Source organism: Bradyrhizobium sp. 25ACV (assembly GCF_054863005.1).
This window is the reverse complement of the sequence record NZ_JAVAYO010000012.1, coordinates 18,724-36,840: the sequence shown is the minus strand read 5'-3', so window position 1 is coordinate 36,840 and position 18,117 is coordinate 18,724. Positions and strand designations below refer to the sequence as shown.

Sequence of the window (18,117 nt, the reverse complement as noted above, 5' to 3'; positions counted from 1 at the left end):
AGCAACAACGATTCCTGCCCACGCCGGACGCGGGCTTTCTGCATTGTCTATCTCTGGCAAGAAATCCTTAAGAGGTGACTTAAGGAGCTAAAGAATTACGTTAACCCGGCGTTAATTTTGATCTCGCCTGCGCCGTCAATGCAGCGCTGCGTACTGGGCGATGTAGACCATCGCGCCCGCCAGATACCCCGCCAGGGCGGGGCCTGCGATACGGCGGGCGTACCAGAAGAACTCGATCTTCTCGAGTCCCATGGCGGCAACGCCCGCGGCCGAGCCGATGATCAGGATCGAGCCGCCAGTGCCGGCGCAATAGGCGATGAACTCCCAGATGAAGCTGTCGGGCGGATGTTGCACCAGACTGTACATGCCCATCGTGGCCGCGACGAGCGGCACATTGTCGATGATGGCGCTCAAGAGGCCGAGCAGGATGACGATGACGTCGAGACGCCCGACCGTGGCGTCGAGCCACTTCGCCAACAGTTCCAGCACGCGAGCATGCTCCAGGCACGCGACGGCCATGAGGATGCCGACGAAGAACACGATGGAGCTCATGTCGATGCGCGTCAGCGCATGGACGAGGGTGAGGGGACGGCGCGCATCCTCGTCCTTGTGGCGGTGCACGACCTCGCCGACCAGCCAGAGGATGCCCAGCCCGAAAAGAATACCCATGAAAGGCGCAAGGTGCGTCACGGCCTTGAAAACCGGCACGGCAACCAGGGTGCCAAGGCCGAGATAGAACATCAGATTGCGCTCGAACACCTCGACCCTGAGGGCCTGTGCTTGGCCTTGCAGCGGAGGGACGATCTCCTTTCCCTTGAGCGAATAGCCGATGATGATCAGCGGTATCAGCAGGTTGACCAGCGACGGCAGGAACACCGACTTCATGATGTTGACGGGAGAGATCTGGCCCCCGATCCAGAGCATCGTCGTCGTGACGTCGCCGATCACCGTCCAGGCGCCGCCGGCATTGGCCGCGATGACGATGATGGAGGCGAACAGCAGGCGATCGCTCTTGTTGCCGATCAGCTTCTGGATCAGCGAGATCATCACGATGGTGGTGGTGAGATTGTCGAGGATCGCGCTCAGGAAGAACGTCACGAAGCCGATGATCCACATCAGCGTGGTCTGCTTCGTGGTGCGGATGATCGAGGTGATGACTTCGAAGCCGTTGTGGGCGTCGATCACCTCGACGATCGTCATGGCACCGATCAGGAAGAAGACGATCTGCGCGGTCGAGGCGACGGATTCGTCGAGCTGATGGTTGACGAGCGAGGGGTCGCCGACGGACAGCGCATAAATGGTCCAGAGCAGGCCCGCTCCCAGGAGAGCCGAGGCGCTCTTGTTGACACCGAGCGGATGTTCGAGCGCGATGGCAGCATACGCAACGATGAAAACGGCGGCTATCACGCTCAGCAAGTCAATTCCCCCCGGAATCCGTTCTTCGGCTCAATGCGAGCCTCGTCGCGACGGGCGCCGCGTCGAGACCCGCGCGGGCCGCAGCTGCCCCGGCTGCGGCCGTCAATGCGTTCCTCAGCGTTGCAGGCGCGCGAGCAGGCTCGACGTATCCCAGCGCTTGCCGCCCATCTTCTCGACTTCGGAATAGAACTGATCGACCAGCGCGGTGACCGGCAGGTTGGCGCCGTTGCGGCGGGCTTCAGCCAGCGAGATTGAGAGGTCCTTGCGCATCCATTCGACCGCGAAGCCGAAATCGTACTTGTCCTCGTTCATGGTCTTGTAGCGATTCTCCATCTGCCAGGACTGCGCCGCGCCCTTGGAGATGGTCTCGATCACTGCGGCGACGTCGAGGCCGCTCTTCTTGGCGAAGTGGATACCCTCGGAGAGACCCTGCACCAGACCGGCGATGCAGATCTGGTTGACCATCTTCGTCAGCTGGCCGCTTCCGGCGGGCCCGAGCAGTTTGCACATCCGCGCATAGGCGCCTGTGATGATGGGCTCGGCGCCGGCATAGGCGTCCTGCGCGCCGCCGCACATCACCGTCAGCACGCCGTTCTCGGCGCCGGCCTGGCCGCCGGAGACCGGCGCGTCGATGAACTTGAAGCCGGCCTTGGTCGCGGCCGCATCCAGTTCACGCGCGACTTCGGCGGAGGCGGTGGTGTGGTCAACGAAGGTCGCACCCTTCTTCATGCCCGCGAAGGCGCCATCGGGGCCGATCGTGACCGCGCGCAGATCGTGGTCGTTGCCGACGCAGCACATCACGAAATCCTGGCCTTCTGCGGCGGCCTTCGGGGTCGGCGCGGTCTTGCCGCCGAACTTGTCCGCCCATTCCTTCGCCTTGGCCGCTGTGCGGTTGTAGGCGGTGACCTCATGGCCCCCTTTTTTCACGAGGTGGCCGGCCATGGGGTAGCCCATGACGCCGAGACCGAGGAAAGCGACTTTAGCCATGTGTGGTACCTTGTCCGTAGCTTGAGTTTTACGGTTGCAGCCGGGCGAGGGCGCCAGGGCGGCGTCCTCGAAGTTCCGCCGCGAGGGCGGATCGGAGGCGCACCATAAACCGTTAAGCCGGGAGGGCAACGGCTTCGTTTGGCGGCCCCCTGTGCTAGGATGGCGGACCTAAGGACTTCAAAAAAGGGAGCGAAAGCATGGGCGGCGTGAGCGTTGGCGTCCTCGATCATTTCAACATCCGGACCCGGAATCTGGCCGAGACCGTCCGCTTCTACGAGGATGTGCTGGGCCTGGAAAAAGGCGCCCGGCCGAATTTCGCCTTCCCAGGCGCCTGGATGTACAGCGAGGGCAAGGCGGTGGTGCACCTCGTCGATATTTCTGCGACGGCCGAGCCACAAAAGCCGGATTCCGGCGTTGTCCATCATGTCGCCTTCGCCAGTAGCGGCTTCGCCGGCATGAAGCAGCGGCTGGCATCCAAGGACATGAAGTTCGAGTCCCGCCAGGTGCCCGGCGGCGACCTCTGGCAGATCTTCGTCAACGACCCCAACGGGGTCATGATCGAGCTGAACTACGAGGCGGCCAGGGAGCAGGGGGCGGCGCCCGCCGAGAAGGCTGACGATATCGGCAGGCAGTAGCCTTTTGGGCGTTTCCGCTCTAATGGGGCATCCTAAAGTCTCGAGCATGACCTTGCCGGAAAGCCGCGCCACGCTTTGCGCTGGTGCCGTCCTCCCGGTCCGGATCATGCTCCGTTCAGGAGATGCGCTTTGAGCGTGACGCAGCAACAGGTTCTCGACACTCTCGCCCGGATCAAATCCCCCCGCGGGGTCGCGCTCACCAATGCCAATGTGCTGAGCGCGATCAGCGCGTCCGACGGCAAGGTGTTCTTCTCGATCAATGTCGATGCCGCCGAGGCGAGGGCCTGGGAGCCCATCCGGGCCGAAGCCGAGGCCGCTGTGCGCACCATTCCCGGCGTGACCACCGTCATGGTGGCGCTGACCGCCGAGCGCAAACCGGGCTCCGCGCCGCCGCCACCCCCGCAACCCAGCCGCGGCACGCCCGGCGTGCAGCCGGTCCATGCCCACAAGCCGCCGCCACAGGGTGGCGCCCAATCGCCGATGGCGCGGCAGTCGGAAATCCCCGGCGTTGCCGCCGTGATCGCGGTCGCCTCCGGCAAGGGCGGCGTCGGCAAGTCGACCACCGCGCTGAACCTGGCGCTGGGCCTGCGCGACCTCGGCCTCAAGGTCGGGCTGCTCGACGCCGACATCTACGGCCCCTCGGTGCCACGGCTGACCGGCCTGCACGACAAGCCGGAGCTGAACGACGAGCGAAAAATGATTCCGCTTCGGCGCTTCGGCCTCGCCATCATGTCGATCGGCTTCCTGGTCGAGGAAGAGACCGCGATGATCTGGCGCGGTCCCATGGTGATGTCGGCGGTGACGCAGATGCTGCGCGACGTCGAATGGGGCAAGCTCGACGTGCTGGTCGTCGACATGCCGCCGGGCACCGGCGATGCCCAGCTCACGCTGGCGCAGAACGTGCCGCTGAAGGGCGCCGTGATCGTCTCGACCCCGCAGGATCTGTCCCTGATCGACGCGCGACGCGGGCTTGCCATGTTCAAGAAGGTCAACGTGCCCGTGCTCGGCATCGTCGAGAACATGAGCTACTTCCAATGCCCGCATTGCGGCACGCGGTCGGACATTTTCGGCCATGGCGGGGCGCGGCACGAGGCCGAGAAGCTCGAAGTACCCTTCCTCGGCGAGATCCCTCTGCACATGGCGATTCGCGCCAGCTCGGATGCCGGCAATCCCGTCGTCGACAGCGAGCCGGACGGTCCTCATGCGGCGATCTACCGCGCCATTGCAGGGCAGGTCCGCGACCAGCTCAAGGGCGTCATCGCGGCGGCCTGAGCCGGCCGCCCGCGGCCACGCTTTCATTGGCCTTTTGGGGGGCATGCGACTTTCGTAGAGCCCCGTCATGCCATTGTCGCGTTCCGCAACCGGGGCTTCCGTGGTAAAGGCCCACGGCAGTCAAGCCCCTTCGGTTCGACGCGGCCCTAACGCGTCGCCGGAATGAGCGGCGGCAAGAAGAGAAGTTAAGGGGAAACGCCCCAGCAAGGAGAGACCTGAAGATGAAGCGTCGTGATTTTCTGAAAGTGTCGGCAGCAGGCGCGGCGGCGACCGCGGTGGCCTCGCCGGCGATCGCGCAGTCCTCGCCCGAGGTGAAGTGGCGCCTGACTTCGAGCTTCCCGAAGTCGCTCGATACCATCTATGGCGGTGCCGAGCAGTTGGCGAAGTACGTCGCCGAGATGACCGACAACAAATTCCAGATCCAGGTGTTCGCCGCCGGTGAACTCGTTCCCGGCCTGCAGGCGCTCGATGCGACCTCCAGCGGCACCGTCGAGATGTGCCACACGGTGTCCTATTACTACGTCGGCAAGGATCCGACCTTCGCGATCTTCGCCTCGGTGCCGTTCGGCCTCAACGCGCGCCAGCAGAATTCGTGGCTCTATCAGGGCGGCGGCAACGAGCTCGCCAACGAGTTCTTCAAGAAGTCGAACGTGGTCGGTTTCCCCTGCGGCAACACCGGCACCCAGATGGGCGGCTGGTTCCGCAAGGAGATCAAGACCGTTGCCGACCTCTCCGGCCTCAAGATGCGCATCGGCGGCATTGCCGGCCAGGTGCTCCAGAAGGTCGGCGTGGTGCCGCAGCAGCTCGCCGGCGGCGACATCTATCCGGCGCTGGAGAAGGGCACCATCGACGCCGCCGAGTGGGTCGGTCCCTACGATGACGAGAAGCTCGGCTTCGCCAAGGTCGCCAAGTACTACTACTACCCGGGCTTCTGGGAAGGTGGTCCGACCGTCCATGCCTTCACCAACCTGGATAAGTGGAATTCGCTGCCGAAGAACTATCAGGCGATCCTCACCAACGCGACGGCCAACGCCAACGCCTGGATGGCCGCGCGCTACGACATGCAGAACCCGGCGGCGCTGAAGCGATTGGTTGCCGGCGGCACCCAGCTTCGTCCCTTCACCAACGAGGTGCTGGAAGCCTGCCTCAAGGCGACCAACGAGCTCTGGGCGGAGATCTCGGGCAAGAACCCCGACTTCAAGAAGTCGATCGACGCCATGCAGGCCTATCGCTCCGACGAATATCTGTGGTGGCAGGTTGCCGAATATACCTACGACAGCTTCATGATCCGCTCGCGCACGCGCGGCTGATCGCCTAGGCCTAAAGTCGCAAGACCGGAAAGCCCGGCCTCCAGTGGAGGCCGGGCTTTTTCTTTGCCGCAGTGCGATCGGGATGGCGTTGGGCCGTGGCTTGCGTCATGGTGGTGCCAAGCCTCGGCAAGAAGGCCCACAATCACTGGTACATCAGGGCAGGAAATCATGAAGAGAAGAGACTTCATCAAGGTCACAGGACTTGGTGCGGCCGGCGCGGCCACGCTTGCGGCTCCCGCGATCGCGCAGTCGATGCCGGAAATCAAATGGCGCATGCCGACGAGCTGGCCGAAATCGCTCGACACGCTGTTTGGTGGCGCCGAGATGATGTGCAAGATGGTCGCCGAGGCGACCGACAACAAATTCCAGATCCAGATCTTCGCGGCCGGCGAGATCGTGCCGGGCCTCCAGGTGCTCGACGCCGTTCAGAACGGCACCTGCGAAATCGGCCACACCGCGTCCTACTACTATTTCGGCAAGGATCCGACCTTCACCTTCGGTTCGGCCGTGCCGTTCGGCCCCAACATGCGCATCAACCAGGCCTGGTACATGCAGGGCGGCGGGCGCGATGTCCTCAACGAGTTCTACAAGAGCTACAACGTCGTCTCGCTGCTCGCGGGCAACACCGGTTGCCAGATGGGCGGCTGGTTCAGGAAAGAGATCAACACGCCCGAGGATCTCAAGGGCATGAAGTTCCGCGTCGGCGGCTTTGCCGGCCGCGTGCTCCAGAAGCTCGGCGTGGTGCCGCAGCAGCTCGCTGGCGGCGACATCTATCCCGCGCTGGAAAAGGGCACCATCGACGCCGCCGAATGGGTCGGCCCCTATGACGACGAGAAGCTCGGCTTCTACAAGATCGCGCCGCACTACTACTATCCCGGCTGGTGGGAAGGCGGGCCGATGCTGCTGGCCTTCGTCAACCTCGACAAGTGGAACGCGCTGCCGAAATATTATCAGAGCGTGCTGGAGCAGGCCGGCCACTACGCCAACAACTACATGATGGCGCGCTACGACACCGCCAATCCGCTGGCGCTGAAGAAGCTGCTCGCGGGCGGCACCAAGCTGCACGCCTTCTCGCCGTCGATCATGGATGCCTGCCACAAGGCCGCCAAGGAGCTGCATGCCGAAGTCGGCGCGACCAACGCCAGTTTCAAGAAGGTGCACGACTCCCTCGCCAAGTTCACGAGCGACGGCTACGCCTGGTTCCAGGTCGCCGAGGTCGGCTACGACATCTTCATGGCGCGGCGCTCGCAGAGCTGAGCTCATCACCGGTTGGATGCAGCGCCCCGGAGCGAAAGCTCCGGGGCTTCTTGTCCTGGTCGGTGCCCGACTCAAAATTTGAAAAACAACCCCATGCACAGTAGCCAGCGGCTTGATAAGTCATGAGAAAAAATCGGCCGGTTCAAGCGGCCTTCGTGAAGGCGGGTCGGTGCTGCGGTGTGCGGGAGGAGGCTATTCCGAAACCGGCTCTATCGAGGGATGGCTTCGCTCGGCAGCTCCTTTGAAACCAGGAGCACTTGACTTGTCGGGCAAAGCAGAATGTTAGGATCTAATAATCCGAAATATGGTTCGTCGGCAGCCGTTTGGACATGACGATGAGTTTCGATCCCGAGGCCGTTCAAAGCGCGCTGCTCAAGGCGTGGTCACGGTCCACCGCGAGCCAATGGACGGCGGACAATCCGGCCGCAGGACAATGCAACGTCACGTCGCTGCTCGTTCATGAACTCTTCGGCGGCGACCTGCTGAAGACGCCACTGCCGGCCGGCGACCATTTTTACAATCGGATCGAAGGCAAGAGGTACGACTTCACGGCGGGCCAGTTCGACCGGCCGATCGCTTATGCGGACTTGCCTGCAGATGAGGCCGACGCGTTGCTGGGAGCAACGAGCGATCAATTAGCCGAACTAAGGGCAGCATTTCAGCAGAGCCATACCAAGTCGGGCTAGCACCATCAGGCAGAAGGCGAAGGTGAGCGTGAATCTGACAACGTGCATGCGTTGCTTTCCGTTGAGACTTGCCGGAGGTGTCTGTTCGGAACGTATCCATCCATAAGGTGGTTCTTCGCTGCGCTCTCTCCATCCCTGCATGCTGAAGTGCCCGTTGCTTACACGAACCTGACAAGAGTGGCCTTCTTTGATGCCTGCTCATCAGCGCTGCGCCGGGAGAGACCATCGCGTTCGGACGCGCGAGATTTCGTGTCATTCAACGTCCACGCGCTGCGTAGTTTTTCGGTGTTCCTTTTACGGAACGGTCGAGTTATCGGAATCCGGCAATCGGGCTGAAGTCGCAGCGTGTCATCGCGCCGGTCGGGCTTCACGGTACGGTATACCGGACTCAACCAGTCCCGACGGGAATGCAGCATTCATCGAACACGGCGGCTCTCGATCGTTGATCGAGATGCCAGGGCCGCCGTTTCCCGTGGGACTTCTCAAATGAGACTGGCAATTGAAATTCTACAACTCCTGGTCCAATCGGCCGACACCTGGCTTTTTGAAGGGAGCCTTGCGGGGCTGAGCGATCGGGAATGGATGGCCTTGCGCTTTCTCGCCCGCGCAAACAGGTTCTCGCGGACGCCCACGGCTCTCGCCAGCTTTCTGGGCACGACCCGCAGCGTCGCATCGCAGATCGCCGCCGTGCTCGAGAGCAAGGGGTTGATGGTTCGCAAGCCATCTGCAGAAGACAAGCGCTCGATTGCGCTCTGCATCACGAGCGAAGGCGAGAAGTTCCTCGAGCGCGATCCAATTAACGTCCTTCGAGATCAGCTCGTGACACTTGAGCTCCCGGATCGATCTCAGCTGCGCGATACGCTTCGCCGCGTCCTCGATGGGCTCGATGTTGCCAAGCGCCGTCACAACGCCGACGTCTGCGGCAGGTGCATGTTCCTGATCGAGAGCGGAGAGGGGAAGGATCGTCGCTTCAAGTGCCGGCTGTTCCGGAAATCCATAGCTCCAAAGGACACGACCCTGCTTTGCGCCTATTTCGAGGGACGAGGCTAGGAGGATAGCTGCTACGAACGTCTGCAGGCCCTGCCTTTGGCTATGGGGCACACCTGGTCGGCTTACAAAAACCTGACAGACGACTGGTTCGGCCGGACGCTTTTTCGCTGGCCGAGGCGTCCGGAATGATGGAAGACAGCGAAGATGCCGCGCGAGGCGTGCGGTGACCTGAGTATCCGGCGGATATGCGATGCGCCTTCTGATCGTCGAGGACAATGCCGAGCTGTCGCGCCTCGTCGCTGGCGGGCTGGCGGCGGCTGGCTATCAGAGCGACATCGTCGGCAGCGCGGCCGAGGCTCGCGAGGCGGTGAGCAGCGTCAGCTATGCCGCGATGATCCTCGATCTCGGGCTGCCCGACGGCGACGGCCTGTCGGTGCTGCGCGAGTTGCGCATCAAGATGGAACCGCTCCCCGTGCTGGTGCTGACCGCCCGCGGCGGTCTGCAGGACCGCGTCAGCGGTCTGCGCAGCGGCGCCGACGACTATCTCGCCAAGCCGTTCGCGATGGAGGAACTGGTGGCGCGGCTGGAGGCGATCCTGCGCCGGCCGGGCCAGCTGCTCGGCCGCTCGCTCAGTCTCGCCAACCTCGTCTACGACACCGAGAGCCGCCAGATCTTCGTCGACGACCAGCCGCGGATCATCTCCGCGCGCGAGACCTCGGTGCTGGAGATTTTGCTGCGCCGGCAGGGGCGGGTAGTGCCGAAGAAGAACGTCGAGGACCACATCTTCGGGCTCGACGGCGAGGTCGCCTCCAACGCGGTCGAGGTCTATGTCTCGCGGCTGCGCAAGCAGCTCGCCGAACACGGCGCCAAGGTCGTGATCCATACCATCCGCGGCGTCGGCTATCTCATGGACGTGGAGAAATAGCGTGGCCCAGCTCGGATCCAACGTCGGATCCTATGCCGGGTCCTATGGCAGGTCTCCGACGTTCAAATCGCTGATCTGGCGCATCGTGTTCCTGCACATCCTGGCGGTCGCGGTGGTCGCGATCTTCCTGCCGCTGGTGCTGTTCTGGCTGCTCAATTCCGAGATCGACCAGCTGCATCGCGACGCCATGCGCGCCCAGGCCGAGGTGCTGGCGGAGCGCATCGTTGTCCAGCCGGGCGGACTGCTGACGTTCAATCTGCCCGACAGTCTCAAGGGCCTCTATTCGGAAGCGTATGGCCGCTATCAGTACGACATTCGCGATGCCGAGGGCCGGCTGCTGTTCTCCTCCCATCGGCGCTCCGCCGCCACCGCTGCACCGCGCTCGTCGGAGAGCATCTCCGGCGCCGCCGTCACCCGCGACATCGACGGCAAGACGGTGCGCATCCAGGTCGCCGAGGACCTCGCGCACCGGGACGTCATCATCGACGACATCGTGTCGAACTTCTTCCGGCGCGTGGGATGGATCACCATCCCGATCCTGCTGGTCCTGCTCGCCACCGACATCATCATCTTCCGCCGCGCGATCGCGCCGCTGTGGAAGGCCTCCGAGGAGGCCAGCAATATCGGTCCGGCGCGCACCGACATCCGCCTGCCGACGGAGCAGATCCCGCGCGAGATCTTGCCGCTAGTCACCGCCGTCAACCAGGCGCTCGACCGCCTCGAAGGCGGCTTTCGGGTACAGCGGCAGTTCACCGCGGATGCCGCGCATCAATTGCGCACGCCGCTCGCGATCCTGCGCACGCGAATCGAGACGCTCGACGATCGGGCGGCACGGCATGCGCTGCATGCCGACATCGAAACCATGAGCCGCCTCGTCGCGCAATTGCTGGAGATCGCCGAGCTGGACACCCTGGTGCTCGATCCCGGCGAGACTGCGGATTTGCGCGCCGTCTGCGCCGAAGTGGTCGCCTCGATCGCCCCGTTCGCGATCGCGCAGCACAAGGATATCGCGCTCCGGGGTACCGACGCGCCTGTCAGGATCCACGGCAATTCGGAGATGCTGCAGCGCGCGGTCTTCAACCTCGCGGAAAACGCCATCAAGTTCACGGCAAAAGACACCACCGTCGACGTCGAGGTGCGCGAGGACGGTTCGGTGCGCGTGCGCGATAGCGGCCCGGGGATCGCGGAGGCCGAGCGCGAGCTGATCTTCCAGCGCTTCTGGCGCGCCGACCGCCGCCGCAGCGACGGCGCGGGACTGGGACTCTCGATCGTGCGCGCCGTGGCGGATGATCACGCGGCCACGGTCGCGGTGGAGAACCTCCCCGGCGGCGGGGCCGAGTTCACGCTGCGGTTTCGGCTAGCGGACAAGACGGTCTCCTTGCCTACTTCCCCATCCGCCTCGCCAGGGCTTCAGCGGACATGAGGGGGAGAAGGAAGAAAGGCCGTCGCTATTTCAGCTTGCCCGTGGACAGATCCATGATCATGCGTGTGGCCAGATACAACCGCGGCACGATGCTGTTGATCTGGACATATTCGGCGTCGTTGGAGTGCGCACCGAAGCCCGACAGGCCCATGCCCTCCACGACGGCTCCACTGGTCTTCAGCGCGGCAAAGGCCGCGTCGGTGCCGCCGCCGGTCGCCTTCTCGTCGACCTTGAGGGACATGCCGATCTCCCCATAGATCGTCTTGCCATAGGCTGCCACGCGGCGTGAGGCCTCGTTGGCCTCTAACGGCGGGCGACGCACCTCGAACTTCAAATTGACCTTGGAGTCCGGCAGCAGGCGATTCTTGATCTTGTCCTGCAGCGCCTTCTCCAACTCGTCGAAGTCGGACACCTTGAGCGCGCGCGCGTCGGCCTGGGCGGTGGCGTCGGCGGGGATCACGTTGCGGTTGGTGCCTGATTTGGAGACCGTCCAATTCAACTTCAGGCCCTGCTCCGGCTTGGACAGGTCCTTCATCTGCAGAACCTGGTGAGAGAGCTCGTACAGCGCATTCACGCCGCCCTCCGGCCGCGCGCCCGCATGGGAGGACTTGCCCTGCACCGTGAGATAGGCCGAGCCGATGCCGCTGGTGGCCAGGCGCAGCGTGCCGTCGGTGCCGCCGCCTTCGAACGAGAACACCGCGTCCTGATCAGAGGCGAATTTGGTGATGGTGCTGCGCCAGCCGGGGGAGGAGATCTCCTCGTCGCCGTTCGTGAGCACCGTGAGCGTGCCGTAGTCCCTGAAGGCCAGCTTCTGCAGCAAGGCCACGGTGTGGAGAATGAGCGCGACGCCCTGCTTGTCGTCGGCGATGCCGAGGCCATAGGCCTTGTCGCCGTCGATGCGGAACGGCTGATCCTTCAGCATGCCCTTCAGGTACACCGTGTCCATATGGGCGATCAGCATGATCTTTTTAGTTCCCGTGCCCTTGAACACGGCGTGCACGGCCGGCCCGATCTTCTCGGGCGTGTCGTCGAGGCGATAGATGTCGGTGGCTTGCAGGATCTCCACCGCGCCGCCGAGCTGCTTGAGCTGACCGGCAACGCGCTCGGCGATCTGGTTTAGGCCTTCGATGTCCTTGCTGCCGGATTCGATGGAGACGAGATCACGCAGCGTATCGAGCAGCGGCTGCTGCTCTTTCTGCGCCAGCGCGTGAACATCGGCGACCGGCTCGGCCCGCACCATCGTTGCGGCACAGGTCAGCCAGAGTGAGGCGATCAACGGGGCAACGAATGGAGCAGGGCGAAATCGAGGCATGAGTGGCCATCCTTAGGGCTGAGGATGGCCCGGTATGCCTCCGTTTCCGGTGCTTGTCACGCGCGCCGTCGCGCGTCATGCGCCGCTTGAGCGGAGCACGACGGCGAGGGGCGTCCGCGGCTACTTCGACGGTGGTCCGAGATCCAGCGGCGGCAGCTCGATCTGCGGCACCTCGATCTTGATCGTGTTGGGATCGATGTTGGTCTGCACGCCCTTGTAGTGCATGACCATCGACGGGAACGCGATCACCAGACCGACCATGATCATCTGGATGACGACGAATGGCACCGCGCCCCAATAGATCTGGCCTGTGGTGACCGGTTCCATCCGCTTGCCGGTGACGCGATCGGTGTATCGCTCCTTCGGCGCGACCGAGCGGAGATAGAATAGCGCAAAGCCGAACGGCGGATGCATGAACGAAGTCTGCATGTTGACGCCGAGGATGACGCCGAACCAGATCAGGTCGATGCCGAGATGCTCGGCGGCAGGTCCGAGCAGCGGGATCACGATGAAGGCCAGCTCGAAGAAGTCGAGGAAGAAGGCCAGCACGAACACGAAGACGTTGACGAAGATCAGGAAGCCGACCTGGCCGCCGGGCAGGGAGGTGAGCAGGTGCTCGACCCAGACGTGGCCGTTGACGCCGTAGAAGGTGAGCGAGAACACGCGGGCGCCGACCAGGATGAATACGACGAAAGCCGACAGCTTGGCCGTCGATTCCGTGGCTTGCCGGATCAGGTCCCAGCTCAGCCGCCGCTTCGCGGCACCGAGGATGAGGGCGCCGGCGGCACCCATCGCGCCGCCTTCGGTCGGGGTCGCGATGCCGATGAAGATCGTACCCAGCACCAGGAAGATCAGGAACAGCGGCGGCACCATGACGAAGGTGGTCTGCTGCGCCATCTTCGAAAGGAAACGGAAGCCGGTGAGCTTGTCGATGACCCAGTTCACCACGGCGACGACGAAGGCGAAGATGATGCCGCAGAACATGCTGAGGACGACGTAATCGGCACCATGCACAGTCGAATTGCGCATCATGAACCAACCGAATACGCAGCTCGCGAGGAACAGCATACCAAGCGAGACCAGGCCGCGGCTGCCACTCTCCTCGCGGAAGCCGATGGCTTCCTTCGGCAGGCCCGGGGTGGCCTTCGGGAAGAACATGCTGACGAGGAAGGCGTAACCGGCGTAGAGGCCGGCGAGCACGAGACCGGGGATGAAGGCGCCTTCGTACATGTCGCCGACGGACTTGCCGAGCTGGTCGGCCATCACGATCAGAACGAGCGAGGGCGGAATGATCTGCGCGAGCGTGCCGGACGCGGCGATGACGCCGGCGGCCACGCGGCGGTCATAGCCATAGCGCAGCATGATCGGCAGCGAGATCAGGCCCATCGAGATCACGGAGGCGGCGACCACGCCCGTCGTTGCGGCGAGCAGCGCGCCGACGAAGATCACGGCATAGGCAAGGCCGCCGCGGATGGTCCCGAACAATTGGCCGATGGTGTCGAGCAGGTCCTCGGCCATGCCCGACCGTTCCAGCACAAGCCCCATGAAGGTGAAGAAGGGAATGGCGAGCAGCGTGTCGTTGTTCATCACGCCGTAGACGCGCTCGGGCAGCGCCTGGAGGAAGTCCGGGCGGAACTCGCCGAGCTGGATGCCGACGATGGCGTAGAACAGGCCCACGGCGCCGAGCGAGAATGCCGCCGGATAGCCGAGCAGCAGCATGACGACCAGCGACGCGAACATGATGGGCGCCATATTGGCGATGATAAACGCGGTCATGATTTCCCCTAAACCGTCGCCAACGGCTACTTCTTCTCGATCGCTTCGACGAGATGCTCGACTTCCGCCTCCAGCGCCGACACCTGGGATTCATGCGGGTCCGGAATCATTCCGCGCATGACGGCAATTCGCTTGATCAGCTCGGAGATGCCTTGAACGAGCAGGAAGGCGAACCCGATCATGATCAGGGATTTGGCGGGCCATTGCGGCAGACCGCCGGCGTTGCCGGATTGCTCGTTGATATGGAATGAGCGCTGGAAGAACGGCACGCCGGTGATGATCATGACGATGCACAGCGGAATGAGGAAGAACAGGTGACCGATCACATCGATGAGGTTGCGGACCGTCTTCGGCAGCGTGTTGTTCACAATGTCGATGCGGATATGCTCGTTGTCGAGCAGCGTCCAGGGCGAGCACAGCAGAAACACGATGCTGAACAGCACCCATTGCAGCTCGAGCCACGAATTGGAGGACGTGTCGAACGTCTTGCGGATGATCGCATTGACCGCCGAGATGATGACGGCGGCCACGATCAGCCACGCCAGGCGTTTGCCCGTCCAGCGTGTGAACGCGTCGATCCCTTGGCTCAGCTTCAGGAGCGCTTGCAACGATAGGTCCTCCCCGATGGTGTGCCCCGGCCGTCTTGACTGCGCCGAAGCGGGCGCGTGGCTTGTCTCGCCGCGCAGGCATGAGGCTGCCGCACCAAACCAGCGGGCGTGCCGCCCGTCAATTGGAAGTTTGTTGATAGTTAAGGGGAATAAGGCCGCAGCCGAGGGTGTCAGCCGCCGGTGACGCTCATGTGCCTGGAGACGCTGGGACGGTCGTGGCGGCGGTCGATGATGAAATCGTGGCCCTTGGGCTTCAGGCCGATGGCGCGGTCGATCGCATCCGCAAGCAGCATGTCGTCATCGGATGCACGCAGAGGTTTGCGCAGATCGGAGGCATCCTCGTGGCCGAGGCAGGTGTGCAGCGTCCCCGTGCAGGTAATGCGAACCCGGTTGCAGGATTCACAGAAATTATGCGTCATCGGCGTGATGAAGCCGAGCTTGCCGCCGGTCTCGGTGACGCTGACATAGCGGGCCGGACCTCCGGTGCTCTCCGCTAAATCCGTCAGCGTAAATTGCTGGGCGAGGCGCGCGCGCACCAGCGACAGCGGCAGATACTGGTCGATGCGACCCGAGCCGATCTCGCCCATCGGCATGACCTCGATCAGCGTCAGGCCCATGCCCTTGCCGTGGGCCCAGCGCATCAGGTCGGGAAGCTCGTCCTCGTTGAGGTTCTTCAGCGCCACCGCGTTGATCTTCACGGCAAGTCCTGCGGCGCGCGCGGCCTCGATGCCTTCCAGCACCTTGTCGATCTCACCCCAGCGGGTGATCTCGCGAAACTTCTTGGGATCGAGCGTATCGAGCGAGACGTTGATGCGGCGCACGCCACAATCGGCGAGCTCGCTTGCGTGTTTCGCAAGCTGGGTGCCGTTGGTGGTCAGCGTCAGCTCGTTCAGGGCGCCGCTCGACAGATGCCGCGACAGCGAGCGGACCAGCGTCATCACGTTGCGCCGGACCAGCGGCTCGCCACCGGTGAGCCGCAGCTTCTTGACGCCCTTGGCGATGAAGGCCGAGCAGAGCCGGTCGAGTTCCTCCAGCGTCAACAGGTTCGCCTTGGGCAGGAACGTCATGTCCTCCGACATGCAGTAGAAGCAGCGCAGGTCGCAGCGGTCGGTGACCGAAACGCGCAAATAGCTGATGGTCCGCCCGAACGGATCGGTCATCGGGGTGGACAGCGCGGCGGATCCGTTCATGCGAGAGGCCTTGTCACTAACGGCGACGAGCGCACCTTGGCTTCAGCGGTGCTTGGGACCCAATCTAAGCATTGGAAGCGACGAGGACAATCGGGTGGTATACGTAGATCATCGCCTGCCGGCATTCGGATCGGGGAACGGTGAGCCCGCGGCCGTTGCGGCCTCAGTCGGTGCCGCGGCAGGCGCGGTGGCGGCCGGTTTGGGCTTCCTGGGCCGGTGCGGCTTGCGGATCGGTTTCGGCGGAGTGGCCGGCTGGAGTTCCGCAAACACCGGATTCGGGTCGGTGGCCACCGAGGCCGGGGTGGTGAAATCCCCGGGATTCTTGATCACGTTCACCGGGACGCTCGCCGGCTGGTACTTGGGCAGCGCGAAAGCGACCGTAAACGGGGCCTCGGGTGCGGGAACCGAGACGGAGCAGGGTGTCTTGCAGCCCGGCCCGAGCGAGGTCGTGGCGTCGGCACCTGGCGGGTTGGATTCGATTCGGACCTGGACGGTCGGCGGGGCCGATTTGAACATGTCCCAGGACATCGAGGAGCAGCCCCAAGACTTGCCGCTCCCAATGGACTCGCTCCGGCTAACGCAACCGCGATGACACGACGCATGACCCATCCACTTGAACTGCGACAAACCGCCACATAACCCCGCGCGGACCTTAGGAGCGTCGTCTGGGGCAGGCAACCGGCGCGCTGCGCATAGTTAGTGGATGGTTAGCGCGGGGTCTCGCGGAATACCGAAGCGATATCAGTATCTTGATGAGGTCATGCCGTCATTAGGCTGCTGGCGGCGGCTGGCAGGTCACGCATGTGATGGATCAGCCGGTCCGGCTTCAGGTCGGCGATCGGCACGTCGGTATAGCCAAAACTGACCCCGATCACCGGCACTCCGGCCCGGCGGGCCACCCCGACATCGGTTCCGGCATCGCCGACCATGATGCTGGCTTTGACCGCTCCGCCGGCGCGCGCCACCGTTTCACGAAAGATGGTCGGGTCGGGCTTCTGGACGCCAAAGGTGTCCGCGCCGCAGATCGCCGCGAAGCGGCGACTGAGGTCGAGCTCGTCCAGCAGCCGCTTCGACAGCCATTCCAGCTTGTTGGTGCAGACGGCGAGGCGATGGCCTTGCGCGGAAAAATGGTCCAGCGCGGCCTCGAGCCCCTCGAAGGGCCGGGATTCGACCGCGATATGATCGGCGTAATAGGCGATGAAATCCGCGGTCATCCGGTCCATGTCGGCGGGCGTGACGGTGCGACCCTCGGCCTCCAGTCCCCGCTCGATCAGCTTGCGGGCGCCGGCGCCGATCATGTTGCGGGCCGAGGCCATCGGCACGGGCGGCAGCCCTTCGCGGTCGAGCACGTGGTTCAGCGCGGTGATCAGGTCGGGCGCCGTATCCACAAGCGTGCCGTCGAGATCGAAGACGATGGTGTGAGGGGAGGTCATGGTCCAAGCGCTACCGGCCCGGTCAGGTCAGTGCAAGGGGCGGCGCCATAAGATCAGCTTATAGCCTGGTTCCCCAGACCCTGTTCTCCGGCGGAAAACGAGGCTACATAGGCCGCCGAAAGCGGCCACGATCGGCGACACATTCGAGACTTCAGAGGCGGGCGCAAACGTGAATATGGACCAGTTGAAGCGACAGGCCGCGGCGCGCGCGCTCGAGGAGGTGCGGGACGGCATGCAGCTCGGGCTCGGCACCGGCTCGACCGCCAAGCATTTCGTCGAGCTGCTCGGCGAGCGCGTCGCTGCCGGGCTCAAGGTGATCGGCGTGCCGACCTCCGAGGCGACTCGCCTCGATGCGATGCGGTGCGGCGTGCCGCTGACCACGCTCGACGAGATCGACCATCTCGACATCACCATCGACGGCGCCGACGAAATCGATCCCGCGCTCAACCTGATCAAGGGCGGCGGCGGCGCGCTGCTGCGCGAGAAGATCGTGGCAGCGGCCTCGGATCGCATGATCGTGATTGCAGATGACACCAAATGGGTGCCCACGCTCGGCAAATTTCCGCTGCCGATCGAGGTCATCCCGTTCGGCCTTGGCGCAACGCGCCGGGCGATCGAGAAGGCATTTGCCGAATGCGGCGTTTCCGGGCAAATGGCGGTCCGCAAGGCCAAGGGCGGGGACAAGGACGGCCACGTTTTCGTCACCGACGGCGGCCACTGGATCGTCGATGCCCAGCTCGGACACATCGGGGATCCTGCCGGCCTCGCCAGCGCGTTGAGCGCGATCCCCGGCGTGGTCGAGCATGGGTTGTTCATCGGCTTGGCCAGCTCGGCTGTTCTGGCGGGCGGCGAGGGAATTCGCGTGATTGAACGGCGTAAGCCGAAAGGAGACTAGGA

General features: G+C 63.9%; 17 protein-coding genes. 9 read left to right on the top strand and 8 right to left on the bottom strand.

The features are described from left to right. Nucleotides 1-135 precede the first annotated feature (135 nt). Nucleotides 136-1,416, bottom strand: a complete 1,281-nt coding sequence (gene nhaD / locus RAD04_RS25625; RefSeq protein ID WP_461625986.1) for a sodium:proton antiporter NhaD — start codon at nucleotides 1,414-1,416, stop codon at nucleotides 136-138. Nucleotides 1,417-1,530: 114 nt separating this feature from the next. After that, nucleotides 1,531-2,403, bottom strand: coding sequence for an NAD(P)-dependent oxidoreductase (locus RAD04_RS25620; RefSeq protein WP_461625985.1), 873 nt, complete (start codon nucleotides 2,401-2,403; stop codon nucleotides 1,531-1,533). A 197-nt stretch (nucleotides 2,404-2,600) separates the two neighbouring features. On the opposite strand from RAD04_RS25620, the gene RAD04_RS25615 reads away from it, so the two are divergent. The 8 genes from RAD04_RS25615 to RAD04_RS25580 all read left to right on the top strand — a co-directional run bounded on the left by RAD04_RS25615 (nucleotide 2,601) and on the right by RAD04_RS25580 (nucleotide 10,901). Next, entirely contained in the window at nucleotides 2,601-3,038 is a 438-nt protein-coding gene (locus tag RAD04_RS25615; RefSeq protein WP_461625984.1) for a VOC family protein, read from the top strand. A gap of 129 nt (nucleotides 3,039-3,167) precedes the next feature. After that, a complete protein-coding gene (locus tag RAD04_RS25610; protein ID WP_461625983.1) occupies nucleotides 3,168-4,310 on the top strand; it encodes an Mrp/NBP35 family ATP-binding protein in 1,143 nt (380 codons plus the stop codon). Between the two features lie 221 nt (nucleotides 4,311-4,531). Next, nucleotides 4,532-5,620 (top strand): TRAP transporter substrate-binding protein, encoded by a 1,089-nt coding sequence (locus RAD04_RS25605; RefSeq protein WP_461625982.1) that lies wholly within the window; start codon nucleotides 4,532-4,534, stop codon nucleotides 5,618-5,620. A 168-nt stretch (nucleotides 5,621-5,788) separates the two neighbouring features. Further along, nucleotides 5,789-6,877 carry a TRAP transporter substrate-binding protein gene (locus RAD04_RS25600; protein ID WP_461618436.1) on the top strand — a complete coding sequence of 363 codons (1,089 nt, stop codon included), beginning with the start codon at nucleotides 5,789-5,791 and terminating at the stop codon, nucleotides 6,875-6,877. Between the two features lie 335 nt (nucleotides 6,878-7,212). Beyond that, nucleotides 7,213-7,563, top strand: coding sequence for a YunG family protein (locus RAD04_RS25595; RefSeq protein ID WP_461625981.1), 351 nt, complete (start codon nucleotides 7,213-7,215; stop codon nucleotides 7,561-7,563). A 486-nt stretch (nucleotides 7,564-8,049) separates the two neighbouring features. Beyond that, the gene (locus RAD04_RS25590; RefSeq protein WP_461625980.1) at nucleotides 8,050-8,613 is read left to right on the top strand and encodes a MarR family winged helix-turn-helix transcriptional regulator; all 564 of its coding nucleotides are present in this window, start codon (nucleotides 8,050-8,052) and stop codon (nucleotides 8,611-8,613) included. A gap of 190 nt (nucleotides 8,614-8,803) precedes the next feature. Then, complete coding sequence (locus RAD04_RS25585) at nucleotides 8,804-9,478, top strand: response regulator (protein WP_018319980.1); 675 nt, start codon at nucleotides 8,804-8,806, stop codon at nucleotides 9,476-9,478. Between the two features lies 1 nt (nucleotide 9,479). After that, nucleotides 9,480-10,901 carry a sensor histidine kinase gene (locus RAD04_RS25580; protein WP_461625979.1) on the top strand — a complete coding sequence of 474 codons (1,422 nt, stop codon included), beginning with the start codon at nucleotides 9,480-9,482 and terminating at the stop codon, nucleotides 10,899-10,901. A 25-nt stretch (nucleotides 10,902-10,926) separates the two neighbouring features. Here RAD04_RS25580 and RAD04_RS25575 read toward each other — a convergent pair whose 3' ends face one another. The 6 genes from RAD04_RS25575 to RAD04_RS25550 all read right to left on the bottom strand — a co-directional run bounded on the left by RAD04_RS25575 (nucleotide 10,927) and on the right by RAD04_RS25550 (nucleotide 17,220). Further along, a complete protein-coding gene (locus RAD04_RS25575) occupies nucleotides 10,927-12,213 on the bottom strand; it encodes a M20/M25/M40 family metallo-hydrolase (RefSeq protein ID WP_461625978.1) in 1,287 nt (428 codons plus the stop codon). A gap of 120 nt (nucleotides 12,214-12,333) precedes the next feature. After that, the gene (locus RAD04_RS25570) at nucleotides 12,334-13,989 is read right to left on the bottom strand and encodes a TRAP transporter large permease (RefSeq protein WP_461625977.1); all 1,656 of its coding nucleotides are present in this window, start codon (nucleotides 13,987-13,989) and stop codon (nucleotides 12,334-12,336) included. A 26-nt stretch (nucleotides 13,990-14,015) separates the two neighbouring features. Then, nucleotides 14,016-14,597 (bottom strand): TRAP transporter small permease subunit, encoded by a 582-nt coding sequence (locus tag RAD04_RS25565; RefSeq protein ID WP_091953964.1) that lies wholly within the window; start codon nucleotides 14,595-14,597, stop codon nucleotides 14,016-14,018. Between the two features lie 170 nt (nucleotides 14,598-14,767). Beyond that, nucleotides 14,768-15,787, bottom strand: a complete 1,020-nt coding sequence (moaA, locus tag RAD04_RS25560; RefSeq protein ID WP_018319985.1) for a GTP 3',8-cyclase MoaA — start codon at nucleotides 15,785-15,787, stop codon at nucleotides 14,768-14,770. Between the two features lie 108 nt (nucleotides 15,788-15,895). Continuing rightward, nucleotides 15,896-16,315, bottom strand: a complete 420-nt coding sequence (locus tag RAD04_RS25555; RefSeq protein WP_461625976.1) for a hypothetical protein — start codon at nucleotides 16,313-16,315, stop codon at nucleotides 15,896-15,898. Between the two features lie 230 nt (nucleotides 16,316-16,545). After that, complete coding sequence (locus RAD04_RS25550) at nucleotides 16,546-17,220, bottom strand: HAD family hydrolase (RefSeq protein WP_461625975.1); 675 nt, start codon at nucleotides 17,218-17,220, stop codon at nucleotides 16,546-16,548. Nucleotides 17,221-17,389: 169 nt separating this feature from the next. Here RAD04_RS25550 and rpiA point away from each other — a divergent pair, with 169 nt between their 5' ends. After that, the gene (rpiA, locus tag RAD04_RS25545) at nucleotides 17,390-18,115 is read left to right on the top strand and encodes a ribose-5-phosphate isomerase RpiA (RefSeq protein ID WP_461625974.1); all 726 of its coding nucleotides are present in this window, start codon (nucleotides 17,390-17,392) and stop codon (nucleotides 18,113-18,115) included. The last annotated feature ends 2 nt before the right edge of the window (nucleotides 18,116-18,117 follow it).